Raw genomic sequence first — 21,105 nt, 5'->3', positions numbered from 1 at the left:
CTATATCTCTTCATACGGCATAAGCTCCGTCAAATAGTGTTTTTCCTTCAAAGCCTCCCCAATTTCATCCAATATCTCTTCCTGTTCTGCCGATACGTGATGAAAATGGTAGCCTGAAGTCACGTTCATAAGCGGGGACGACTTGCCCGACTTAATGTCATTCATAAACCGCTGTATGTCCCGGCGATTTTTGATGTTCAGGGGAGCCGACATTTTTCCATATACGCGGTGATTGATCATAACATCCAAAACACAGCCTCCCAGATCCACGATGGTTTTCAGTTCATCCTCCGTTTCATCGTTACCGTGGCAGACCTTAAAAAGGCGCATGGCCGTCTTATCCTCGTTTAAGATATAGCCCCGCGCCGTAGCGACAATCGGACACCCCTCCGTGCGCAGCAGGGCGATATCCTGTACCACGACCTGGCGGCTGACGCCGGCAGCCTTTCCCAGAGCCGTTCCCGAGAGAGGACGTTCCGCCTGCCTCATCATGCTCAGAATCATCTCCCGTCTCTTTGCACCGGTTAATCCATTTTCCATTGCAGCTTCCCTCCTCCATCCTTTTTATCCGGTTCTGCCGGCTGTTTACGCTCTTATCCGTATCACTGTAATTCTAATACATTCCTCCCGTCCCTGCAACTGCAAATTTCCCGGACAACACCTCCTTCGAAGCTTCCCAAAAGCCGGCTTTTATAGTACACTTAAGCTAAACACATTTAACTGCCTTTTATCCGGCGCCGCCGGCCTGAAGCTTCGGCAGCGGCCGTTTTTTGCCGTCTTTTCTTCATGCCCCGGCGATGCGGCGATAAAAGAGTATTTTAAAACTGGAGAATTTTATGATTACAATCAGCATTATCAGTCCCGAGGTTTCACTGCAGGCCATCAACCGGGTGATTGCGCAGAATAATTTCGGCTGTATCTTCCATAAATATGTATACCATTCCCTGGAAGAAATTGAAACAATTTATCACCAGTGCAGAGACAATTGCGATGTCATTTTCTGCAGTGGGGAATTTGGTTACTATCAGCTTACAAATATAGCGAAGATCAATAAGCCCTGCACCTTTGTTTCATACGAAACTAAGCATTTTCTGGCTATAGCCCTGGATTTTGTCCTGACCCACCCGGACATTCCCCTTAACAGGATTTACTGCGATTTCCTGCTGCCCAGCAATAATTATCTGGATTTGAACAAATATCTGAAACCGGAACTGATGCCTTATTGCTGCACTTCCGATGAACTGAATTACGATATTCTTTTTAATACGGCAAAAAAGCTGTGGGAGGAAAAGAAAATTGATATGGTTTTTGTCCGTTCCACCAACTCCCTTCCCTTGTACGAGGAGGCAAAAATCCCCTATCTCTATATTTTTCCCGATGACAACACTATCGCCGAGTCCATACGGAACGCCGTTCACCTTGCCAAGCTTCAGTTAAACACTACTTTATATAAGACCTGTGTCCTGATACGCCTGATTTATGACAACTCCCTGCCCGGCGGCGAGATTGAATACAAGAAGGTCACCCTGTATAAATATCTTGTAGATTTCCGTAAGGAACAGAACCTGAATTTTTCCATCCAGTCCAATATCACCTATTTTCAGCTGAGTTCGGAACTGGAGGATATCCCGCAGTTCGTCCGCCGGCTTTGTACGCTGATCGGATATCTAAGGGAAAAGGAAGAGATTGATTTCCGGCTCGGAGCCGGTATTTCCACCGCCTTTGAGCAAAGCCAGGAACAGGCGGAGCACGCCCTGGAGGAGGCCGTCCATTACAAGAAAAACGACGGTTTTCTGTTAGATGAACAGATGCATCTCATCGGTCCTCTCTCGGTCAGCAACACACTCCGTTTCAGTTATGACAACGAAAAAGTTCTGGATTTTTCCAGGGAACAAGGCATCAATGAAGCCAATCTCTACAAAATTATCGGCCTTTTTACAAAAAACCCGAAGCAGATTATAACCTCCGCTCTTCTGGCCCAATGGCTGAACATTACCCCCAGAAGCTGCAACAGGATTATACAAAAGCTCAGTTCGTGCGAACTGATTTCCGAAACTTATCTGGACGGCGCCCAGGAAAAGGGGCGGCCCAATAAAACTTATCAGTTTGTAGAGCAGAACTGGTATCTTCTTTTCTTCTAAAAAACCGACTGAAAAAACGACTAAAAGAACTGCCGTCCATGAGGCACAGCAAACCTCTTTGAAGGCAGTTCTTTTCTTGTTTCCTTTTTCTTTAAACCTTATTGTTTATCAAAGTTCATAACAAGACCGGCCATTAGGGCCGCCCCTCTCCACAGAACTTCCTCATTAGGATTATAGCGGCTGCTGTGCAGCGGCCAGGCATTTTCCCCTTCCCCCGTCGTCCCAATCCAGGCAAAGGCGCCCGGCTTCTCCGCCAGATAAAAAGAGAAATCCTCCGCCGTCATGGCCGGTTCTACCGAAACTGCCTTTTCGGGGCCAAAAAGTTCCGAGGCCGTTTTTTTCATATATTCCGCCATGGCAGGTTCATTGATGAGCGCCATATATCCTCTCTCATAATCCAGTGTTCCCGTACATCCGGACAGCAGGCAGACGCCCTGTAAAATCTCATTGAGTCTCTTTTCAGCTAAATCCCTCATATCGGACGCAAAAGTACGGCAGGTGCCTTCCAGCACGCATTCTCCCGCCACAATATTATAACGGGTGCCGGCTTCAAACGTTCCAATTGTAATGACCATGGATTTCATGGGATCCGCATTCCGGCTGACAATCGTCTGAACCGCCGTCACAAACTGGGAACCGGCAACCAGGGCGTCTACTCCTTCATTTGGACGGGCTGCATGGCTCAGGCATCCTTTAATTCTCACGGTAAAATGATCCGATGCCGCCATGAGAGGCCCCGCCTTTATCCCGATGCTTCCCAGAGGCAGTTCCGGCCATACGTGTATGCCAAACACGGCGTCCACACCTTCCATAGCCCCTCCTGCAATCATCTCCCTGGAACCTCCATGCGGGGACATCTCCTCTGAAGGCTGGAAGATAAGCCGGACGGAACCGGCCAATTCTTCTCTTCTCTCAGCCAGAAGGCGGGCCGCCCCCAGCAGCATCGTAATGTGATTATCATGGCCGCAGGCATGCATGACTCCCGGTGTTTGTGAGCTGAAGGGAAGACCGGTCTCCTCCGTGACCTGCAAAGCATCCATATCCGCCCTCAGAGCCACCGTTTTGCCCGCTTTTGCTCCCCGCAGGGATGCGATGATTCCGCATCCCCCAATACCGGTCTGGAGCTCATAACCTCCTATTTCCTCAAGCTCTTTCCTGATCTTCTCCGCAGTCCCTGTTTCATGGCCGGATATCTCGGGGCAGCGGTGGAATTCCCTTCTGAGCATTCCGAGATGCGGCTGGAGCCGTCTGGCTGATTCCATTATCATATTTTCCCTTATCCTCCTGATTCTTTATCCTGCATCCTGTGCCGTCTGGCGCAACTCTGAGGGCTGTTCCGCCTTCTTTCGTCCTGAATTCATGTTTGGCAGCACATCAGGCGGAATCGGGCAGCAATACGCTTTTCCCTCCGTGACCGTCTTAAATTCCTCCCGGGCCAATACGGCTATCTGCGGATCTTCAATGACACGTATGGCTGCATCAGCCAGCACCCTGGCGGCATAAAGCATTCCTTTGACGGCTGTTTCCGACTTACTCTGGGAAACCATCTGCCAGGAATGGGCCGGGGTTCCCGGCACAAAACACCCTCCGATAAACTGGGCCGTAGGAACCGTATGGCTCACATCTCCCACATCTGAGGAGCCTGCAACCAGAACCTCCCGGTGACGGTGAGGGACGACAAAATCACTCATTACGAGTTCCCTGTATCTGGCCTCCACACCGCGCTTTTCCCTGCCTTCCATAAAACCGATGGACAAGTCGCTTTCAATATCTCTGTCGGTGATCGTCTTTTTCATCTCTGCGGCAAACTTTAGCTCCTCCTCCGAATAGACAGGAAGCGGAACGCGTTCCATGCTCTCGTACAGCAATTGCTCCAGAACCTCATTTGAGATGGTATTCGAACACGCCTTATCAAATACAATCTCCACCGCGGTCTCCGTCATCATGGCCGCTCCCCGGGCAATTTTACATACCCTCTCATAAAGTTTCCGGACCTTTTCTGTATTTTCAGAACGGATCAGATAGAGCACTTCGGCATGGTTTTGCACCACATTCGGTGAGCTGCCCCCGGTGTCCGTAATGGCGTAATGAATTCGATCCACGGGCTCCATATGTTCCCGCATATAATTGACTCCCACATCCATCAGCTCCACCGCATCCAGAGCGCTCCGGCCCAGATGGGGCGCGCCGGCCGCATGGGACGACACGCCTTTAAATCTGAAATATGCCTGGCAGTTTGCCTGAAGGGAACCTGTCAGCACTGCATAACCTCCGCCCGGATGCCAGGTCAGGGCAATATCGAGGCGGTCAAAGATACCCGCCCTGGCCATATAGGCTTTTCCGGAACCGCCTTCTTCTGCCGGACAGCCGGCCAGAACCACGGTTCCGTTTTTCTTATGTCCTTCCAGATAATCTTTCACTATCAGAGCCGCTCCCACGGAGGCCGTTCCCAGCAGGCAGTGGCCGCAGCCATGGCCGTTATCCGTCCCTTCCCGCGGTTTCTGGCAAGTCTCGCCCGCTTCCTGGCTCAGCCCCGACAGAGCATCATATTCCGCCAGAATTCCAATAACGGGGGAACCGGAGCCGCAGGTTGCAGTAAAGGCCGTTTCCATCCCCGCCACACTGCTCCTCACCTCAAATCCGTTTTGCTCCAGGAGCTTCTCCAGAGCCTGAGCCGAACGGTATTCTCCGAATTTCAGTTCCGCATAATCCCAAATGCAGGCATTCAGCTCTGTCAGCAACTCTTCGTAATTTTCCACTGTATCACTCCACCTTTCTTTCAGTATCGCTCACTTTTCGTCTTGTCCCATTCATTGCGCTCCCTGCTTTTCACAGCTTCAGTGCCGGTCTCCCGCTATTCTTTAATTCCCCTTAAATGCCGGGCCGAATGACAGGCGGCTGGTAATGACGGCAAATAGCAGTGCGGCAATTCCCATAACCAGGGCGGCCAGAGCCGTAACCCCTGCACCGTAATTCATCGGCAGCACAATGAACAGGTTCAGCATCGCAAAATAGATAATGCTGGTCACCGTATACGACAGTGAATAATTAGCCAGGGCAGGACTCTCCAGATCCGGGTCACAGATTCTAAGGAGCAGCACTCCGGTGAGAAATACCCCCGTACTCATACCCAAAGTAGCCACCATCTGCTCAAACCAGTATCCCTTAAGCAGCTTCTTACAGAAGAAGAACAAAACAATACTTGTCACAATGTATCCGATGAGTACCATCACCATAATCGGTATTATGTATGCTGCAACCGCTTTGATCGGCAGACTGGCAATTGCCGCAATTACTGCAAATTCCGTAAAAGAGCTGGAAACCTTACTCTTAATCTTCTCGTCCACCAGATAGGCCAGTTTTAATTTACTCATGAGCCCCCAGATTCCAAACATTACAATCATAGCGTAAGCCCACACTGAAATGCTTGACAGAACGGGAATCTGGTATTTCTTTGCTCCCATCAGAAGGAGATACGCCAGACCGCAGGCTGCGAAAATCAGTGCGGCATGGAAGGCCAGGGTATCGATAGAGGAAGACATCGTTGTCTCACGTCCCACAGACGCCTGCTTTTTAATGTCTTTCTCAAACCCGACTCGGATCGGTTCTGGAATATCGGCCGGTTTTTTCAAAACTGCGGTCTGTCCATGTCTGGCCGCCCAGTTAATCATCATAATGCCAATCAGGATTCCACCCACAATGCCAAAGGTGGCTGTGGTGGTGGCCACCCCCTGAGAGGTCTGCCAGTATGGAAGGTTCAGTTCGGAAAGCATATTCCCAAGCGTTCCGGCCGTGCCGTGGCCGCCGACAAAGCCGATAGAAAGCTCAATTCCAAATACTTCGTATAAACTCTCTCCGCCAAAAAGGACATGTGTCCCGAATCCTGTCGCAAACTGAAGCATGGAAGCTCCGAGTCCGATCCCGATTAAAGGAAATACATTCTTTAAAATTCCGGCATTCACACCGTTTTTATCTCCTCCTGCGATAGTCAGACCCAGAGGAACCGAGGCCACGACGGGAACAATGAGAATCCCCGGCAAAAGTGAGTAGATGGAAAACCATTCTTCCGGAACGGGCAGGACATTCAGTACCTGAGGTCCCAAAAGCAGCAGTAAAAAACCTCCGATCACAGATGACGGAATGAACGTTTTTTGAAACAGCTTCAATTTCGCCCTGATAAAAACCCCGAGTAATAGAAAAACTCCCAGCAGAGCCATGCTCTGCAGCAATTCTGTCAATAATGCATTTGTCATTTCATTATCTCCTTTGTCTTTTTATCAGGCGCCCATTTTAGGACTTATTATTTTTATGTCCTAATTTAGTTTTATTTATATCACTTATAAATTTTATTGTCAATGGATTTTTGCCATTTTTTCATTTTACTTCATTTTCTACTTTTTTCTTGTAGTTTTTCAATATTATTCTGTCAAATGACGAGATAATTCTCGTTAAAGTTTGACATTTTAAAAATAGCCGCATTTAGTTCAAGTCCTTTATTGCAGTCAAATGAATGTTTTTATGTGGCATTAGGACTTCACATTTTTTATTTTCGATCGACAAAAGGCTGTCGCAGCAGCTATCAAAAAATACAGCTGCTGCGGCAGCCCCGCAGGCTAAATAAATTATTTTTAATATTTTAAGAATTGAAAAGGCAGTTCTGCATTTCTTCCGTCCTTATTCCAAAACTTTCAGATGCTTCAGGCTGATATCCAGGATCGGCGCCGAATGCGTCAGGGCGCCGCTGGATACATAGTCTACGCCCGTGGCCGTAATGGCCCTTATATTTTCCTTTGTGATATTACCCGAACATTCTGTCTCCGCCCTCCCGTCTATCAGACGCACGGCCTCAGCCATCTGTTCCGGGGTCATATTATCCAGCATAATGATATCCGCACCGGACTCCACCGCTTCTTTCACCATATCAAGGTTCTCGGTCTCTACCTCGATTTTGCGGACAAACGGAGCGTACGCCCTGGCCGCCTCTACGGCCTTTCCGACTCCTCCGGCCGCGTCTATGTGATTATCCTTTAGCAGAATGCCATCCGACAAGTTATATCTGTGATTGTTACCGCCGCCGATACGGACCGCGTATTTTTCAAAAATCCGCATACAGGGAGTCGTCTTTCTCGTATCCAGAAGCTTTGTTTTTGTTCCCTCCAGAAGTTTTACGACCGTGTTGGTGTAGGTGGCAATTCCGCTCATGCGTTGAAGATAATTGAGCGCCGTCCTCTCGCCGGAGAGGAGAACCCTGATATCGCCTCTTACTGTGGCCAGATGCTGGCCCTTTTTTACGGCATCGCCGTCCTTCACGTCAAACACTACCTCCGTTTCCGGATCAAGCAGTGTAAATACCCGTTCAAATATCCGCAGTCCGGCAATCATTCCATCTTCCTTACAGATAAGCTGTACTTCCCCTTTTCTATACTCCGGCATGACGGAATTGGTTGTCACATCCTCACTGTTGATATCCTCCTCCAGTGCAAGACGGATATACTTGTCAGCAGCAAGCTGCATGGTAATTGGATTCATAGCTGATACTCCCTTTCCGGCCTTCCGCGATTTTAACGGCGGCTCTTTTTGCAAATACAAGGCTTTCCAGCAGGCTGTTGCTGGCCAGACGGTTTTTCCCATGGACACCGTTGCAGCTGGTCTCGCCTACCGCATACAGATGATCCATTGTTGTCCTGGAATCACTGTCCACATGAATTCCGCCCATAAAATAATGCTGTGCGGGAACAACAGGGATTGGTTCCTTTGTGATATCATATCCCTCTTCCAGGCATTTCTGATAGATGTTGGGGAAATGGCTCCGTATTTCCTCTTCGCCCACCGGCTCAAAGGACAGCCAGACATGGCTGCTCCCCTCCTTCTCCATCTCCTTCCTGATCGCTTTTGAAACCACGTCTCTGGGCAGAAGTTCGTTTACAAAGCGCTCTCCCTTGCCGTTTAGGAGCACGGCTCCCTCTCCCCTGGCCGATTCTGAAATCAGGAAGCTGCGCCCCGGTTTACCGCTGTACAGGCTGGTCGGATGAATCTGGACATAATCCAGATGTTCCAGTTTTATGCCATGTTTCTTGGCAACTGCGAGGGCATCCCCGGTAAGACATGGATAATTCGTCGAGTGTTCATAGAGCCCGCCGATCCCTCCCGTAGCCATAACCGTGTCGGCCGCATGAATGTAAAGCGTGTGTCCCTCCGCCGTCACGGCAGACATACCGGCACATTTTCCGTCGGATACCAGGATGTCCGTCATGGCCGTGTATTCCAACACTATCACATTCGGAAGCTCCTTCACCCGCCTCTGCAGCACGCTTGTAATTTCTTTCCCTGTGATATCCTTGTGGAAACAGATTCTCGGACGGGAATGCGCCCCCTCGCGGGTATAATTTAAGCTTCCGTCGGGATTTCTGTCAAACTGCACCCCCAGCTCCACAAGATGGTTAATCACCTCCCGGCTGGAACGAATCATGATTTCAACGCTCTCTTTTCGGTTCTCATAATGCCCGGCTTTCATCGTATCCTCAAAGTAAGGTTCAAAATCCTCGTCATCCCGCATCACACAGATTCCTCCCTGTGCCAGCATGGAATCACATTTTTCAATTCCTTCCTTCGACAGCATCACAATCTTCTGTTCCCGCGGCAGGCTCAGCGCCGTATAAAGTCCTCCCACTCCGCAGCCGGCAATCACTACATCGCAGTAAATGTTCTTCACCATCGTTATCCCCCCTCTTTATCAGGCCAGTTCAAGCATTCTAGACAAAGTTTTTTTCGCAGGGGCGGCAAGGTCCTCCCGGACTCCGGCCTTGTTGTCACCTGTTTTCAGCACATTGATAATCTTATCCAGTGTAATTTTCTTCATATCGGCACAGACCGGCGCGGTTGCAGGAAAATAGAATCTTTTTCCGGGATTTTTCTTTTCCAGTTCATAGCGTACTCCGATTTCCGTCGCTATGATAAACTCATCCGCCTCGCTCTTTGTCGTATAATTTATAATTCCTGTGGTGGAACCTATGTAATCAGCCTGTTTTAGCAGCGGCTCATTGCATTCCGGGTGAGCCAGCACTTTCGCCTCCGGATGCTCCTTCCTCAGTTTCTCAATTTCCATCGCTTTCATCTGTTCATGGACAGGGCAGAACCCTTTCACCAGAATCACATTTTTATCCGGGACCTGTTCCGCTACAAAACGTCCCAGGTTTTTATCCGGGATAAACAATATATTTTTATTTGGCAGATTTCTCACAATCTGTACGGCATTAGCAGAGGTGACGCACACATCGGCCCATGATTTAATCTCTGCCGTTGAGTTGATATAACAGACGACCGCCAGATCTTCATATCTTTTCCTCGCCTGCTCGACCTCTTCCTTCCGCACCATATGGGCCATCGGGCAGTCCGCATCCGCATCAGGCATCAGCACCGTCTTTTCAGGGCTTAAAAGCTTCCCGCTCTCTCCCATAAACGAAACGCCGCAGAAAACAAGTGTCTGATTCGCCAGCCCGGCGGCGTATTTGCTCAAATTAAAGGAATCCCCTACATAATCAGCAATTTCCTGCACTTCCGGCTCTACATAATAGTGAGCCAGGATCACTGCATCCTTTTCCTTTTTTAATTGATTTATCTCTTCCTGTTTTGTCATATGCTCCTCTATTCTGCCGCACTCATGGCGGTCTTTCCTGCTGTGCGGCAGGCTGAGGGACTGAAGAATTGTCAGTGAATCCGGTAAACCGCCTGTATGAACCGCACCCGCAAAGTATAGCATATTTTAAATCATGTGACAAGACACCTGTTAATAAAACTGCAAAGTGAGGCATTTATGCCTATACAATCTGATTGGCTTTCAGCAAATCTTGCTCCAGAAGATTTTTCCAGGTGTCGGCGAAGCTTTCCAGTTCTCCTTTCTTAAGCGATTTTTCCGCCTTACAGATTACTTTCGCATACTCTTCCCGCAGATCTGGTCTCTTTGCACGGTTCAAAACAAAAGGATATCCCCAGACTATAAATTCATCTAAAACGCGGTAGCACTCCCTCACGGTAGCCAAAGGGCAGTTAGTTACGATGAAATCACTCACCAGTTTAAAGCACAGATAGCATTTATCCTGTCTGGAAATCTCTTCAAATCCTGCCGTCAGTGAATCTCGCTGTTCCTTTTCCACATTCTGCAGAGTATAAAGCAAAACGGGACGCACCGTTAATGCCATGAATTGCAAACTTTCCCGGTAGAGGCGCAATCCCTCCTTTACTTCAGCCCGCCCAAAATCAATAGGGCCAATCTCGAAACAGACTTCCGCCACTCTTCCCCGGTGGCAACTGATAATCCCAAGACTGCCCAGGATACTGAGAGTGCGGCGCAGCGTCCTGTATGAAACGTCCAGCTGCTTCGCCATGTTGGACAGGGAGGGCAGGGAACTTCCGATCGGATAAGTTCCTTTCATGATTACGGTGATAATACGTGAAACCAGCGTATAACATAACTGCGGCCGCTGCCAGTATACGTTCCAGCAAAAGGGTATCGGTTCCATTTCCTTCAGCCCATACTCCTCTTCTGCCCTGGCACAGAACATCAGAAGTTTTCTCATGCCGGCATTAAAATCGTCCTCAAACGTTACTCTCATAATCTCAGACTCATTCTCTTTTCCGTCAACCAAAAGTTCTCTGTCTCTTTCCGAATGCATATCCTTTCTGGACAGATAGGGAAAACGGATATACCGGAGCAGTTCCCAATAAAAATTCAGGAACAGCCTGTTCTGCAGTTCATCAAAGGCATGAAGATGAAGACGGGTAGAAACGGACAAATCCGTCATCCATGCTTCCGACAGATTTTTTTTCAGCTTCTCCCATGTATCTTTATCTAAACTGCTCTGGGCATACATCCAGACCGGTTCCACCAGCAATAATCCCGCCCCGCAGAAATCAATGATTCCCGCCCTTCTCGGCACAAAATACATAGCGGCATTTTCCCTGAACCGCGCCTCGTCTGCCTGGTATATCACCCTGGCCGGTTTTCTGGCCGTTACTTCTATATATCCTTTTTCCTCCAGGCGGGAAAGCGCGGCCCTCACGGTCCGGGGAGCCATACGAAAAGTTTCCCCGATTTTAGGTATGGAAGGGAGCTCTTCACCATAAAGGCACACTCCCATTAATATTCTTGTCTCATAGTAATCATAAACCAGATTGTAAATCAGTTTGTCGCTGTCTGTCAAAACTCTTTCCTCTCTTAGTCTGTTATAAATTTGTGAAATTCTAAACGGTTTGTGTTCCGTCCTCTCTAATTATATCACAATGTCGTGAGAAAAGCGCCGCCGGAAGGAAACCGGCGGCGCTTTTCAGCGTAATCTCTCTATACTATTCCCGGCAGCTTCTTTTAATTTAAACCGGGCGACCAAATTATTTAGCAGCTGTGCCTGGGAAGACAATTCCTCACTGGCGGCGGCGCTCTCTTCCGATGTTGCGGAATTTGTCTGGACCACGCCCGATATCAAATTGACGCTATCCGTAATCTGACGGATCGAATCAGACTGTTTTTCCGACGCATCGGCAATATAACTCAGTGATTCCGTCACCTGCCGGACTCCTGATACTACTTCTTCCAATGATTCAGCCGTTTTATTTGCTATCTTCGTTCCCTTTTCTACCATCAGAAGAGAATTTTCTATCAGGGCTGCCGTGCTTTTCGATGCTGCGGCGGATTTTCCCGCCAGATCGCGCACCTCATTCGCCACCACGGCAAATCCTTTCCCCTGTTCTCCCGCATGTGCCGCTTCCACCGCTGCATTCAGGGCAAGAAGATTAGTCTGGAAAGCAATGTCCTGGATTGTTTTTATGATCTTCCTGATTTCGCAGGAACTTTTGCTGATCTCGGCCATCGCATTCAGCATATCCTGCATGCAGATTTTGCTTTCCTGTGCATTTGACTGAAGGATTCTGGCCCCCGCACTGGCATCCTGCACGTTCCTTGTATTTCTGTCTATCTGCTCCGATATTCTCTCATTCGTGTCGGAAAGTTCCTCTACGGAAGATGCCTGCTCTGAAGCTCCCTCAGCCAGAGTCTGGGCTGCCTGGGCCACCTGTTCTGAACCCGATGCAACTTCCTGGGAAGCGCGGTTAATCTGTAAAAGGGTACTGCTCAATCCGTCGTTAATCCGTCTCATCGATAAAAAAAACTGACGTAAATCACCTACGTACTGCTCTTCTTCACTGCTATGCACATTAAAATTCCCATTTGCCATTTCTCCAAGCAGATAAGTTTCATCCCGTATAATAGTCGACAGGATAGACGCCATATTTCTCATATCGTCGGCCAGCTGCCCCAGTTCATCCTGCGCGCGGTACTCAATCTTTATATCAGAAAACTCTCCCCGGGCCATACTGCGGGCCGCTTCTTCCAGTTCCTTCACCGGCTGTGAAATCCCCCGCGTGATATATGCGCCGAATATGGCGCTGACAATCACTCCAACGCTTCCCAATATCATCATCGTGGTGACCGCCTTGGTCTGTCTGTCCTGAAGCCCGGCGACAAGACTTTCCCCCTTGTTTTTTCCGCTCTCTATCAGGTTATCCAGCTCCGCCTGGGCCTCCTTGATTGTGGGGATATTATTGTTCTCCATGTAACCGGCCGCTTCCGAATTACGGTTTTCCGCGGCCAGGGAAAGCACCGTCTCCCGCATCGGCGCAAGCTTTTCAAGCGCTGCATTCAGACGGGCAATAATCTCTTTGTCACCCAGAAAATGCTCTTCAATTATCGCTATCTGCTCCTGTATAATCAGAGCGGCTTCCCTGGCATTAGTAACCGCTTCCCTTACAATCTCAGGATCCGTGTTTGAAATTGAACGGTAGACTGCCTTCTGCATTCTTTCAAAATTGGCGTTAACAGTGCCTGCGCTGTCATTAACCGTGAAGGGTCCGTTGTAAAAAGTCTCTATCTGCCCTCCTAATTTAACAAAATCGGCGATGCTCACGGCACATCCCGCTATCAGTACAATTAAGATCATCACATACGAGATAAATAACTTTTTCCCCACCTTTAATTTACTCATTCCCCCTGGCCTCCGCTTTCGTATTTATAAATTTCATACTTTGCTTCAAACTTGCCCTGCATAAAAACAGGGCGGTGCCGTCCTGCTTTTCGCCGCCCAGTTAGTGTACATATTGACAAAGTGCTGTTGAAACGATTATAGCATGAATCAGGGGCATAAACAATATCTGAATAACGTTACGGAATCAGCGCTCCCCTTACGAAAGGCCAAAGCGTTCATTCGTATCCATTGTTCCAGATCTTGCGGTTTTTTCTTGCCTGTTGCATAATTGCATAATACTCTCCCGCTTTTCCTTAGGTTTTTAGTTTCCCCTGCATCCCGGCTGCTTCCGCGGCGCGCAGAGAGCAAGAATGATTAAAAGTCCGATGCAATCGTCGGGTATAATAATAGACCGGAAGGAGGTTTCGGATATGCGAAACGAAAATATTGAAAATATTGTCTCCGTGATTGAATATATTGAAGCGCACCTGACGGAGAAACTGGATTTAGACCGTATGGCGGACGCCGTCCACTATTCCAAATATCATCTGCACCGCATGTTTACCGGCGCGGTCGGCCTGACGCCGCATGAATACCTTCAGAGGAGGCAGCTCACCGAGGCCGCAAAACTGCTTGTATTTTCCGGCAAATCAATTCTGGATATCGCGCTGCTGGCAGGATATGAAAGCCAGCAGGCATTTACAAATGTGTTCACTGCCATGTATAAAATGTCGCCGGGCAGATACCGGGAAAATGAAAAATTTTACCCGCTGCAGTTAAAATACCGTTTGGAAGGGAGTTTTGGCATGTTGGATTTAAAAGAACCGGCGGAGTGGGAAATTGAGTTCGCCGCCGAGGAGGACATCCCCTGCTGGATGGAGCTGGTCCGCCTCGTCGTAGACGGATTCCCCTGCCTGAATGAGGAGGAATATGTCTGCGTGCTGAAAGAAAAAATAAAGACCAGGCAGGCGCTGATTTTGAAAGACGGCGGGAACGCCATCGGGATTATGATTTTTTCATATGACACCGGAAGCATCGATTTTATGGGCAGCCATCCGCTCTACCGGAAAAAGGGCATCCCAAAAGCATTTCTGAAAAAGGTAATGGGGGAACTGTTGAAAGGGAAGGAAATCAGCATCACCACCTACCGTGAGGGCGACCGGGCGGATACCGGCCAGCGAAAGGAAATCAAAGGACTTGGGTTTGCCGAAGCGGAACTGTTGATTGAATTTGGGTATCCCACCCAGAGATTTGTATTAAAGGAGGAGGACCATGAATAACGGACAGCCCCAAACAGGCAGCGTGCCGTTTCCCGACGAAGCCGCGCATCTTGAAGAAGTCAACCGCAGGCTGGAACAGGCGCTGAAAGAGGCGCAGGCCGATGTGGAGCGGATCGATCGGGAATACAGGGATTCCAAACGCTATATGGCGGACTACAGGGGTGAAATCGACCCTCACGAAATGTTTCAGAATGAACTGCTTCTCAGACAGACGGATCAGACGGGCGCTTTTGCCGTCTTACTCCGCGACAGAATTGCCCGCCTGAAAGATTCTCCCTACTTCGCCAGAATTGACTTTCAAAGCAATAACGGTAAAGAACCGGAGAAATTTTACATCGGACGTTTTACCTTCAGCCAGGGAAAGGAACCTCTTATTTTCGACTGGCGCGCCCCCGTTTCCAGCATGTTCTATGATTATGAAACCGGACCGGCCGGTTATGACGCCCCGATGGGAAGAATCGACGGGGAACTGAAGCGGAAACGGCAGTTTAAAATTAAAGACGGAGTACTGGAATATGCCCTTGAAAGCGCCGCCCATGTACAGGACGACATCCTGCAGAAGGAACTTTCCCATACCTCCGATGAAAAGATGAAATCCATCATATCAACGATTCAGAAAGAACAGAACCGGATTATCCGGAGTGAACAGGCCGGGACGATGATCATCCAGGGAGTGGCCGGCTCCGGTAAAACATCCATCGCACTCCACCGGATTGCTTTCCTGCTCTACCGCCAGAAGGACAGGCTGACCGCCCGCAATGTGACCATTCTATCCCCCAACAGGGTCTTTGGGGATTATATCTCAAACGTTATCCCGGAATTAGGCGAAGAGCCGATCTATGAACTGAGTTTCTCCGATATTGCAGAGATTGGACTGGAAAACATCATCGGCTTTGAACCTGAGCCGGATCCTCTGGAAGTGGAGGATGAGAAATGGATCGAACGCGTCCGTTTTAAATCCTCACCGGATTTTGCCGGTCTGCTGGATGACTACATACGGGAGATGCCGGACCGGATTTTCACTCCCGCCGACTATACATTCGGCCGGTTCACCGTAGACAGCAAATGGATACGGGAACGTTTTCTGGCCTACGGAAAATACCCTGTTAAACGGAGGCTCTCCATGACCGCAGACGATATTTGCAACCGCCTTCAAAACGAAAACATCTGGCAGGAAGATCTGCCGAAGGCAAGAACGGTTCTAAAAAGCCTCACCGCAATGCTGCGTTTAAAAAACACTCCGGCGCTTTATAAGGATTTTTACAAATGGCTGGGCCGGCCGCAGATGTATGTCATGCCGGCCAGGAATAAGCTGGAATGGACGGATGTTTTTCCTTTTCTCTATCTCCACGCCGCATTCGAAGGGATAAAGGAGAGCAAAATCACAAAGCATCTGGTGATCGATGAAATGCAGGACTACACTCCCATCCAATATGCCGTAATAAACAAGATGTTCCCCTGCCAAAAAACCATTCTGGGCGACTTCGGGCAGTATCTGAACCCTTACCATACGCACACTCTGGAGGATCTGCGCCGCATCTACGACGGCGCCGGATATGTAGAACTGAATAAAAGTTACCGTTCCACCTATGAGATTATGGCTCTCGCAAAGCGCATTGGAAAAATCAGCGCACTGGAAGCGATGGTGCGCCACGGGGAAGCTCCCGCACTGGTAAAATGTAAAAATGAGCAGGATGAAATCCGGAAATTAAAAGAAGCCGTCCGGGACTTCGGGGCGGGAGAAAGTTCTTCACTCGGTATTATCACCAAAACGGAACGGGAAGCTAAGAAACTCCACGCCCTGCTCTCGGACGAATGCGAAGTGAACCTGATTCTGCCGGAAAGCACACATTTTGCAGGCGGGATTTCGATTACCTCCGTCCGGATGGCAAAGGGCCTGGAGTTTGACGAGGTGCTCATCCCCCATGCGGACAGCCTGACTTATCAGTCTGAATATGACCGCAGCCTGCTCTATATTGCCTGCACGAGGGCCATGCACAGACTGACGCTTTTTTACTGCAATGAGGCATCCCGGTTCCTGCTCTTATCCGGCCATTCCAGGAAAAATTGATTAAATGCATCTTTTCGATCGAGCTGAAGGTCTGCCGTCCGGTAATTACATACACCGGCTTGTTGAACTGTGTTCCGCCTATAAGGTCAGGTACTTGATTATTTTTAAGTCAGGTACTTGACATCCTATTAGTCAGGTGCTATACTAATCAAAGTCAAGTACCTGACATAATGATTCGATAACGAACCGCAAGAATAGGAGGATATTCCCATGAATGAAATGAAAGATATTATAACCAGCCAGCTTCAACAGCTTCAGACACACATGCACCGCATTATGTTCAGCCAGTACCGCAAACCGCACAACCCGCACCGGGGCCAGGGCCGTGTCCTGGCAATCCTGAAACTGAAACCGGAGATGAGCCAGAAGGAATTGACATATCTGCTGAATATGAGCAAACAATCGGTCGCCGAACTGGTTGCAAAGTTGGAAAAAAGCGGTTATATCACACGTGAACCTTCCAGGGACGACAAACGTGTCATGACGATACGCCTGACCGAAGAAGGAGCAAAAGCCATTGATGATACAGATGATCGCGAACCGGACATTTCGAAAATCCTCGACTGCCTGAATGACGAGGAACAGTCCGCTTTCAGTGATTATCTTGGACGCATTATCGGGCAGTGTGAGGAACTGAGGCCGGACGAAGATTTTGAAGCTCACCGCAAGTATGTGGAACAGTTCATGTCATCCGTTGCGCAGGAGCGTGAAAATTGGCCTTATCCCGGTTATAACTGTGACGCACGGACTAACTGTGACGGCCGTACACGCGGCTTTGACCATTTCAGAGGGCATGCTCACGGCTGCGACCGTCCCGATGAGCGGGCTCGTGGCTGCGACCGTCCCGGTGAGCGGGCTCACGGCTGCGGCCGCCCCGGAGAACGTGCTCACGGCGGCGGTCCTTTCAGAGGGCGTGGTCACGGCCCGTCCGGAATGGAACAGCCGCCATTCGGAAATGGAGGGATTGAAAATGAATTTGACGCTGAAGAGAACGATGAGTAAGATTCCGCCGGTCAGCCTCACCGACGTGCGCTCTGTGGCACCCGATGTAAGGGAATCCCTGGCGAACGTCCTGATCGACTACCTGTGGCAGCTTGCTTTATGTGAAAATTGGAAAGATTATGAACAGCAGCTTTTTATCCTTCAAATCGGAGAATTAAGCGGGCGCGGCATACAGGACATATACCACTCCTGCAGCTGCGGTAATCCGATGGAAAGCCACCGGGTGTACGGCGTGGCGCCTGTCAATTGTACGCTGCAGGTGCTATATTCCGACGGCCGCTATGAAATGAGGATGTACAAAGACGAGTGAAAGTTTGCGAATCGGCAGAAACTTACCTGAAAACGATTTTTATATTACAGTTGACATAAAACATCTGCCGGCGGCCCCTGTATAATCGGGGCCGCCGTTCCTTTATACACCTTATGCACCAGATAACCAAAGTCCGGAAAATAAGAACTCAACTCTCATATTTGCCGGCAATTTTACATATCTTTATTAAAAATATCGTGGAATGAAGACTATGAAAATAAACAATAAAAGCGCCCTGATTATTTCTATTCTGATACCGCTGGTGGTCGGCTCACTGTCCGCGCTGCTGAGCGGGAATGCTTCCGGGTATTCTTCACTCAATAAGCCTCCCCTCAGCCCTCCATCCTTTATATTTCCTATTGTATGGACGATCCTGTATATTTTAATGGGTATCTCGTCGTTTATTATCTATGAATCCCACAGTCCGAAAAAAGATAAGGCGCTTAAGTTATATCGGCTCCAACTGTTTTTCAACTTTTTCTGGAGCATTATTTTCTTTGGATGGTCGCTTTATCTGGCCGCATTTTTGTGGCTGTCCGTTATGATTATTATCATTGCGCTTATGATCCGGCAATTCCTGCAAATCAGTCCTGCAGCGGCATTCCTTCAGATTCCGTATTTGATATGGTGCCTCTTTGCAGCTTATCTCAATCTGATGATTTACCTGTTAAATTAAGTTCAGGAGGACTCCGGCTTCCATCTGCTCCTCTCCATGTACCGGGAACTGAAAGACCGGGGCGTACCGGCAGAATTCGCAGCCGTTGGCGGCGAGACGCACGGAACGGCATGGCTGTATGACCTGGAGGGAATGTTCGATTTTTTCAACAGGATGTCGGCAGAATCGTCTGAACGGTAAGAGCGGACGGAAATCAGAAAAAAGGAGCCGTTGTCCCGGTAGAAATGATTCTACTGTTACAGCGGCTCCTTACTTTTCAAAACTCATGCCGCATGAGACGCAGCATACAATGCAACACGATACAGAAAAATCCCGCGATCGGGATTCTCCGCCCTGTAAAATCAGGGCAGCAAAAAAGCGGGTGATGGGAATCGAACCCACGTATCTAGCTTGGAAGGCTAGTGTTCTACCATTGAACTACACCCGCGTAATAATTATGAGAGGTACAACCTGGTACATGAGATATTCCGTTGGAAGCTTGCTCACATAAGAAATATCTCATGTATCAGGTTGAATCGCCGTGTAAAACGGCGATTATGGAACGAAGTTCCATAATACCTCGGGCTCCCGCCACATCTCACATTCCAATCGGGGTGACAGGATTCGAACACCAAAGAGCAGTTTAAAACTGTTTCTATGTCATTTTTTACCCTAGGTTCACTTACCCGACAATCTCATATAATTATTCGTGTCATCGAAAGTGGTGTCATATTGTCGCCGCAAAACTACTATCTATAGTAATAATCTTTATGGTTTCTTGACTGCCGTGCTATCGACTTAACTATATTATCACCTTCTTTCCTTTTTGGCAAGCCCTAATTTAAAAATTATGCATTTTTTTGAAAAACTCATTCAATTATCCCTATCACTCTTATTACTTTAAATTACTTTAAATAGAAGAGGGCAAAGGGAATCTCTTCTGACATTCCCTTTACCCCCAAATATTTATTTATCTAGCTTGATTTGACCTTGGTATTCTGAAATTCGTCCTCTAGCTTCTCCATATCTTCCCGCATTCGTTTCAGTGTAGCGTGCTGATAACGTCTTGTGCTCTGAATACTGCTATGTCCTCCAGTCCCGATTATGGAAAGCTCACTAAATCCTTCAATTTCTGAGCAGAGTGTGAAATAGGTATGCCTTAAATCGTGCAGTCTAAAACAGGGCAGGTCAGGGCATTCTTTTTCAAGAAAGGTTTTATATATCTTGTACAGCCGATTAGGTGAGACTGGTGCAAATGGAGCCTTATGTAATATGAAAACATGGTTATCTCCTTGAAAATCCTTTTCCACTAGCTTTTCCTTGCTATACTGCTTTCTGGCAGCTAATAGCGTATTATATACCACTCCATTTGATGGAATAGGGATTATACGATGACCAGCTTTTGTTTTCGTTTCCTTTTCTATTACTTTACCTTCTGCATATACAGCCGCCCGTCTTATTTGAATATAGCTTTCCTCTCCGAGTACAATGTCATCCCAGCGCAATCCAATGAGTTCAGACCTCCTTAAACCTCCTGCAAAACAGCACAATACCAGTATTAACTGCATATTGATGTTTTTAGTATGTTGAGCACGCTCCATCATCAGTTTGATTTCCTCAATACTGTAAACGTTCCCTTCCTTACTCATCATTTTGGGTAGTATCAGAAAATCACAGGGGTTTGGTGTGTCTCTGTTCAGGTAATTGTCTATTTTCGTCCTCTTGATTATGATAGATATGAGATTGACAATATTACGGATAGACTTCGGTGAACTGCCTAACGCTTCATATTCATTCACTATGTCCTGGAGCACTTCAGTGCTGATTTCTGACAGATAAAGATTTCCTATCTTCTCCTTGATACCTTTCGGAGCATAGTAAATCTGTTTATAGTGCTGTAACGTGGTAGGAGACAAGCCTTTGGCATATTTGGGAAAATAAATCTCTTCTGCATACTCTTCAAATAGAATAGGATCTTTAGATACATAATTTCCATACTCCGCTTCCAATGCCATCTGATTGCAGATTGAATCAGCCTTGGCCTTAGTAGTTCCTGGTGGTAAGTTGAAATATTTACGTGTCCTTGTACCATTACGGGTTCTATCATGTATTATACGGTATTTCGTACCATTCTTCCGTTTGGTTTTGCTGACATAAAAAGACATTAGCGTTTCCTCCTTGCTCTTACTATTTTGCGTTTAGAAATGTGGTTATCAATCCGGTATTCTATATCATCGTTTGACTCCAGAAGTTTTTCTTCTACCTCTGACCGGATATAGAAATATTGATTTCCTATTTTACGGTACCTGCAATAAGCATTTAAAAATGCCCGAACATTACGAATATCTATATTAAGATATTCTTCTTGTACCTGTTTAGCCGTAATAAGCCTAGTTTTATTAATGGTTTTACCTTCAATACTGATTAAATTAGACATATTTTATTACCTCCTCACATAATATTTATTAATTTAATAATATATATTTGACTTGCATAATCACATCAGAATACCAGACAGGAGAGTTCCAGCTCCCCTGTACTGGTTCTGTTATGACTATATAAATCTTTTACTAATAGCACCCATAGCATCAAACTGCCATTTCCCTAGTTGGGCAAGGGAATATTACAACGGGT

General features: G+C 47.8%; 17 protein-coding genes and 1 tRNA gene. 6 read left to right on the top strand and 12 right to left on the bottom strand.

Annotated elements, in window-relative coordinates:
• On the bottom strand, positions 1 to 540 hold the full coding sequence (locus EJL91_RS11760) for a transcription repressor NadR (RefSeq protein ID WP_125142181.1): 540 nt from the start codon (positions 538 to 540) through the stop codon (positions 1 to 3).
• Between the two features lie 296 nt (positions 541 to 836).
• Here EJL91_RS11760 and EJL91_RS11755 point away from each other — a divergent pair, with 296 nt between their 5' ends.
• Positions 837 to 2,141, top strand: a complete 1,305-nt coding sequence (locus tag EJL91_RS11755; protein ID WP_125142180.1) for a hypothetical protein — start codon at positions 837 to 839, stop codon at positions 2,139 to 2,141.
• A gap of 98 nt (positions 2,142 to 2,239) precedes the next feature.
• Here EJL91_RS11755 and EJL91_RS11750 read toward each other — a convergent pair whose 3' ends face one another.
• From EJL91_RS11750 to EJL91_RS11715, 8 genes are all read right to left on the bottom strand, one after another.
• The gene (locus EJL91_RS11750; protein ID WP_125142179.1) at positions 2,240 to 3,409 is read right to left on the bottom strand and encodes a M20 metallopeptidase family protein; all 1,170 of its coding nucleotides are present in this window, start codon (positions 3,407 to 3,409) and stop codon (positions 2,240 to 2,242) included.
• A 24-nt stretch (positions 3,410 to 3,433) separates the two neighbouring features.
• Positions 3,434 to 4,900 (bottom strand): amidohydrolase, encoded by a 1,467-nt coding sequence (locus tag EJL91_RS11745; RefSeq protein ID WP_206429496.1) that lies wholly within the window; start codon positions 4,898 to 4,900, stop codon positions 3,434 to 3,436.
• A 102-nt stretch (positions 4,901 to 5,002) separates the two neighbouring features.
• Positions 5,003 to 6,394, bottom strand: coding sequence for a sodium/glutamate symporter (locus EJL91_RS11740; protein ID WP_125142177.1), 1,392 nt, complete (start codon positions 6,392 to 6,394; stop codon positions 5,003 to 5,005).
• 421 nt (positions 6,395 to 6,815) lie between these two features.
• Positions 6,816 to 7,670 carry a carboxylating nicotinate-nucleotide diphosphorylase gene (nadC, locus tag EJL91_RS11735; protein ID WP_125142176.1) on the bottom strand — a complete coding sequence of 285 codons (855 nt, stop codon included), beginning with the start codon at positions 7,668 to 7,670 and terminating at the stop codon, positions 6,816 to 6,818.
• Positions 7,639 to 8,856, bottom strand: a complete 1,218-nt coding sequence (locus EJL91_RS11730; RefSeq protein ID WP_125142175.1) for an L-aspartate oxidase — start codon at positions 8,854 to 8,856, stop codon at positions 7,639 to 7,641. The genes nadC and EJL91_RS11730 overlap by 32 nt, the downstream gene beginning before the upstream one ends.
• 18 nt (positions 8,857 to 8,874) lie before the next feature.
• Positions 8,875 to 9,777, bottom strand: a complete 903-nt coding sequence (gene nadA / locus EJL91_RS11725; RefSeq protein ID WP_125142174.1) for a quinolinate synthase NadA — start codon at positions 9,775 to 9,777, stop codon at positions 8,875 to 8,877.
• Between the two features lie 181 nt (positions 9,778 to 9,958).
• Positions 9,959 to 11,341: a GntR family transcriptional regulator gene (locus EJL91_RS11720; RefSeq protein ID WP_125142173.1), complete on the bottom strand. Its 1,383-nt coding sequence runs from the start codon at positions 11,339 to 11,341 to the stop codon at positions 9,959 to 9,961.
• A gap of 123 nt (positions 11,342 to 11,464) precedes the next feature.
• Positions 11,465 to 13,174: a methyl-accepting chemotaxis protein gene (locus EJL91_RS11715; protein ID WP_125142172.1), complete on the bottom strand. Its 1,710-nt coding sequence runs from the start codon at positions 13,172 to 13,174 to the stop codon at positions 11,465 to 11,467.
• Between the two features lie 410 nt (positions 13,175 to 13,584).
• Between EJL91_RS11715 and EJL91_RS11710 the strand changes: the two genes are divergently transcribed.
• The 5 genes from EJL91_RS11710 (at position 13,585) to EJL91_RS11690 (ending at position 18,492) form a co-directional block, all read left to right on the top strand.
• Positions 13,585 to 14,433, top strand: a complete 849-nt coding sequence (locus EJL91_RS11710) for a helix-turn-helix domain-containing protein (protein WP_125142171.1) — start codon at positions 13,585 to 13,587, stop codon at positions 14,431 to 14,433.
• Positions 14,426 to 16,504 (top strand): HelD family protein, encoded by a 2,079-nt coding sequence (locus EJL91_RS11705; RefSeq protein ID WP_125142170.1) that lies wholly within the window; start codon positions 14,426 to 14,428, stop codon positions 16,502 to 16,504. Before EJL91_RS11710 ends, EJL91_RS11705 begins: the two co-directional genes overlap by 8 nt.
• Before the next feature lie 210 nt (positions 16,505 to 16,714).
• On the top strand, positions 16,715 to 17,506 hold the full coding sequence (locus EJL91_RS11700; RefSeq protein WP_125142169.1) for a MarR family winged helix-turn-helix transcriptional regulator: 792 nt from the start codon (positions 16,715 to 16,717) through the stop codon (positions 17,504 to 17,506).
• On the top strand, positions 17,475 to 17,816 hold the full coding sequence (locus tag EJL91_RS11695; RefSeq protein WP_125142168.1) for a hypothetical protein: 342 nt from the start codon (positions 17,475 to 17,477) through the stop codon (positions 17,814 to 17,816). The genes EJL91_RS11700 and EJL91_RS11695 overlap by 32 nt, the downstream gene beginning before the upstream one ends.
• Positions 17,817 to 18,027: 211 nt before the next feature.
• Entirely contained in the window at positions 18,028 to 18,492 is a 465-nt protein-coding gene (locus EJL91_RS11690; protein ID WP_125142167.1) for a TspO/MBR family protein, read from the top strand.
• Positions 18,493 to 18,848: 356 nt separating this feature from the next.
• On the opposite strand, the gene EJL91_RS11685 is transcribed toward EJL91_RS11690, so the two are convergent.
• From EJL91_RS11685 to EJL91_RS11675, 3 genes are all read right to left on the bottom strand, one after another.
• Positions 18,849 to 18,919 (bottom strand) — tRNA-Gly (locus EJL91_RS11685).
• A gap of 526 nt (positions 18,920 to 19,445) precedes the next feature.
• Entirely contained in the window at positions 19,446 to 20,636 is a 1,191-nt protein-coding gene (locus tag EJL91_RS11680) for a tyrosine-type recombinase/integrase (RefSeq protein ID WP_125142166.1), read from the bottom strand.
• Positions 20,636 to 20,908 carry a hypothetical protein gene (locus tag EJL91_RS11675; RefSeq protein WP_125142165.1) on the bottom strand — a complete coding sequence of 91 codons (273 nt, stop codon included), beginning with the start codon at positions 20,906 to 20,908 and terminating at the stop codon, positions 20,636 to 20,638. Before EJL91_RS11675 ends, EJL91_RS11680 begins: the two co-directional genes overlap by 1 nt.
• Positions 20,909 to 21,105 lie beyond the last annotated feature (197 nt).

The organism is Clostridium transplantifaecale (assembly GCF_900626075.1).
In the GTDB taxonomy this organism is placed as follows: Bacteria; Bacillota; Clostridia; order Lachnospirales; family Lachnospiraceae; genus Otoolea; species Otoolea transplantifaecalis.
Note: the sequence above shows the minus strand (reverse complement) of the source record. Positions and strands in the feature narration are given on the sequence as shown.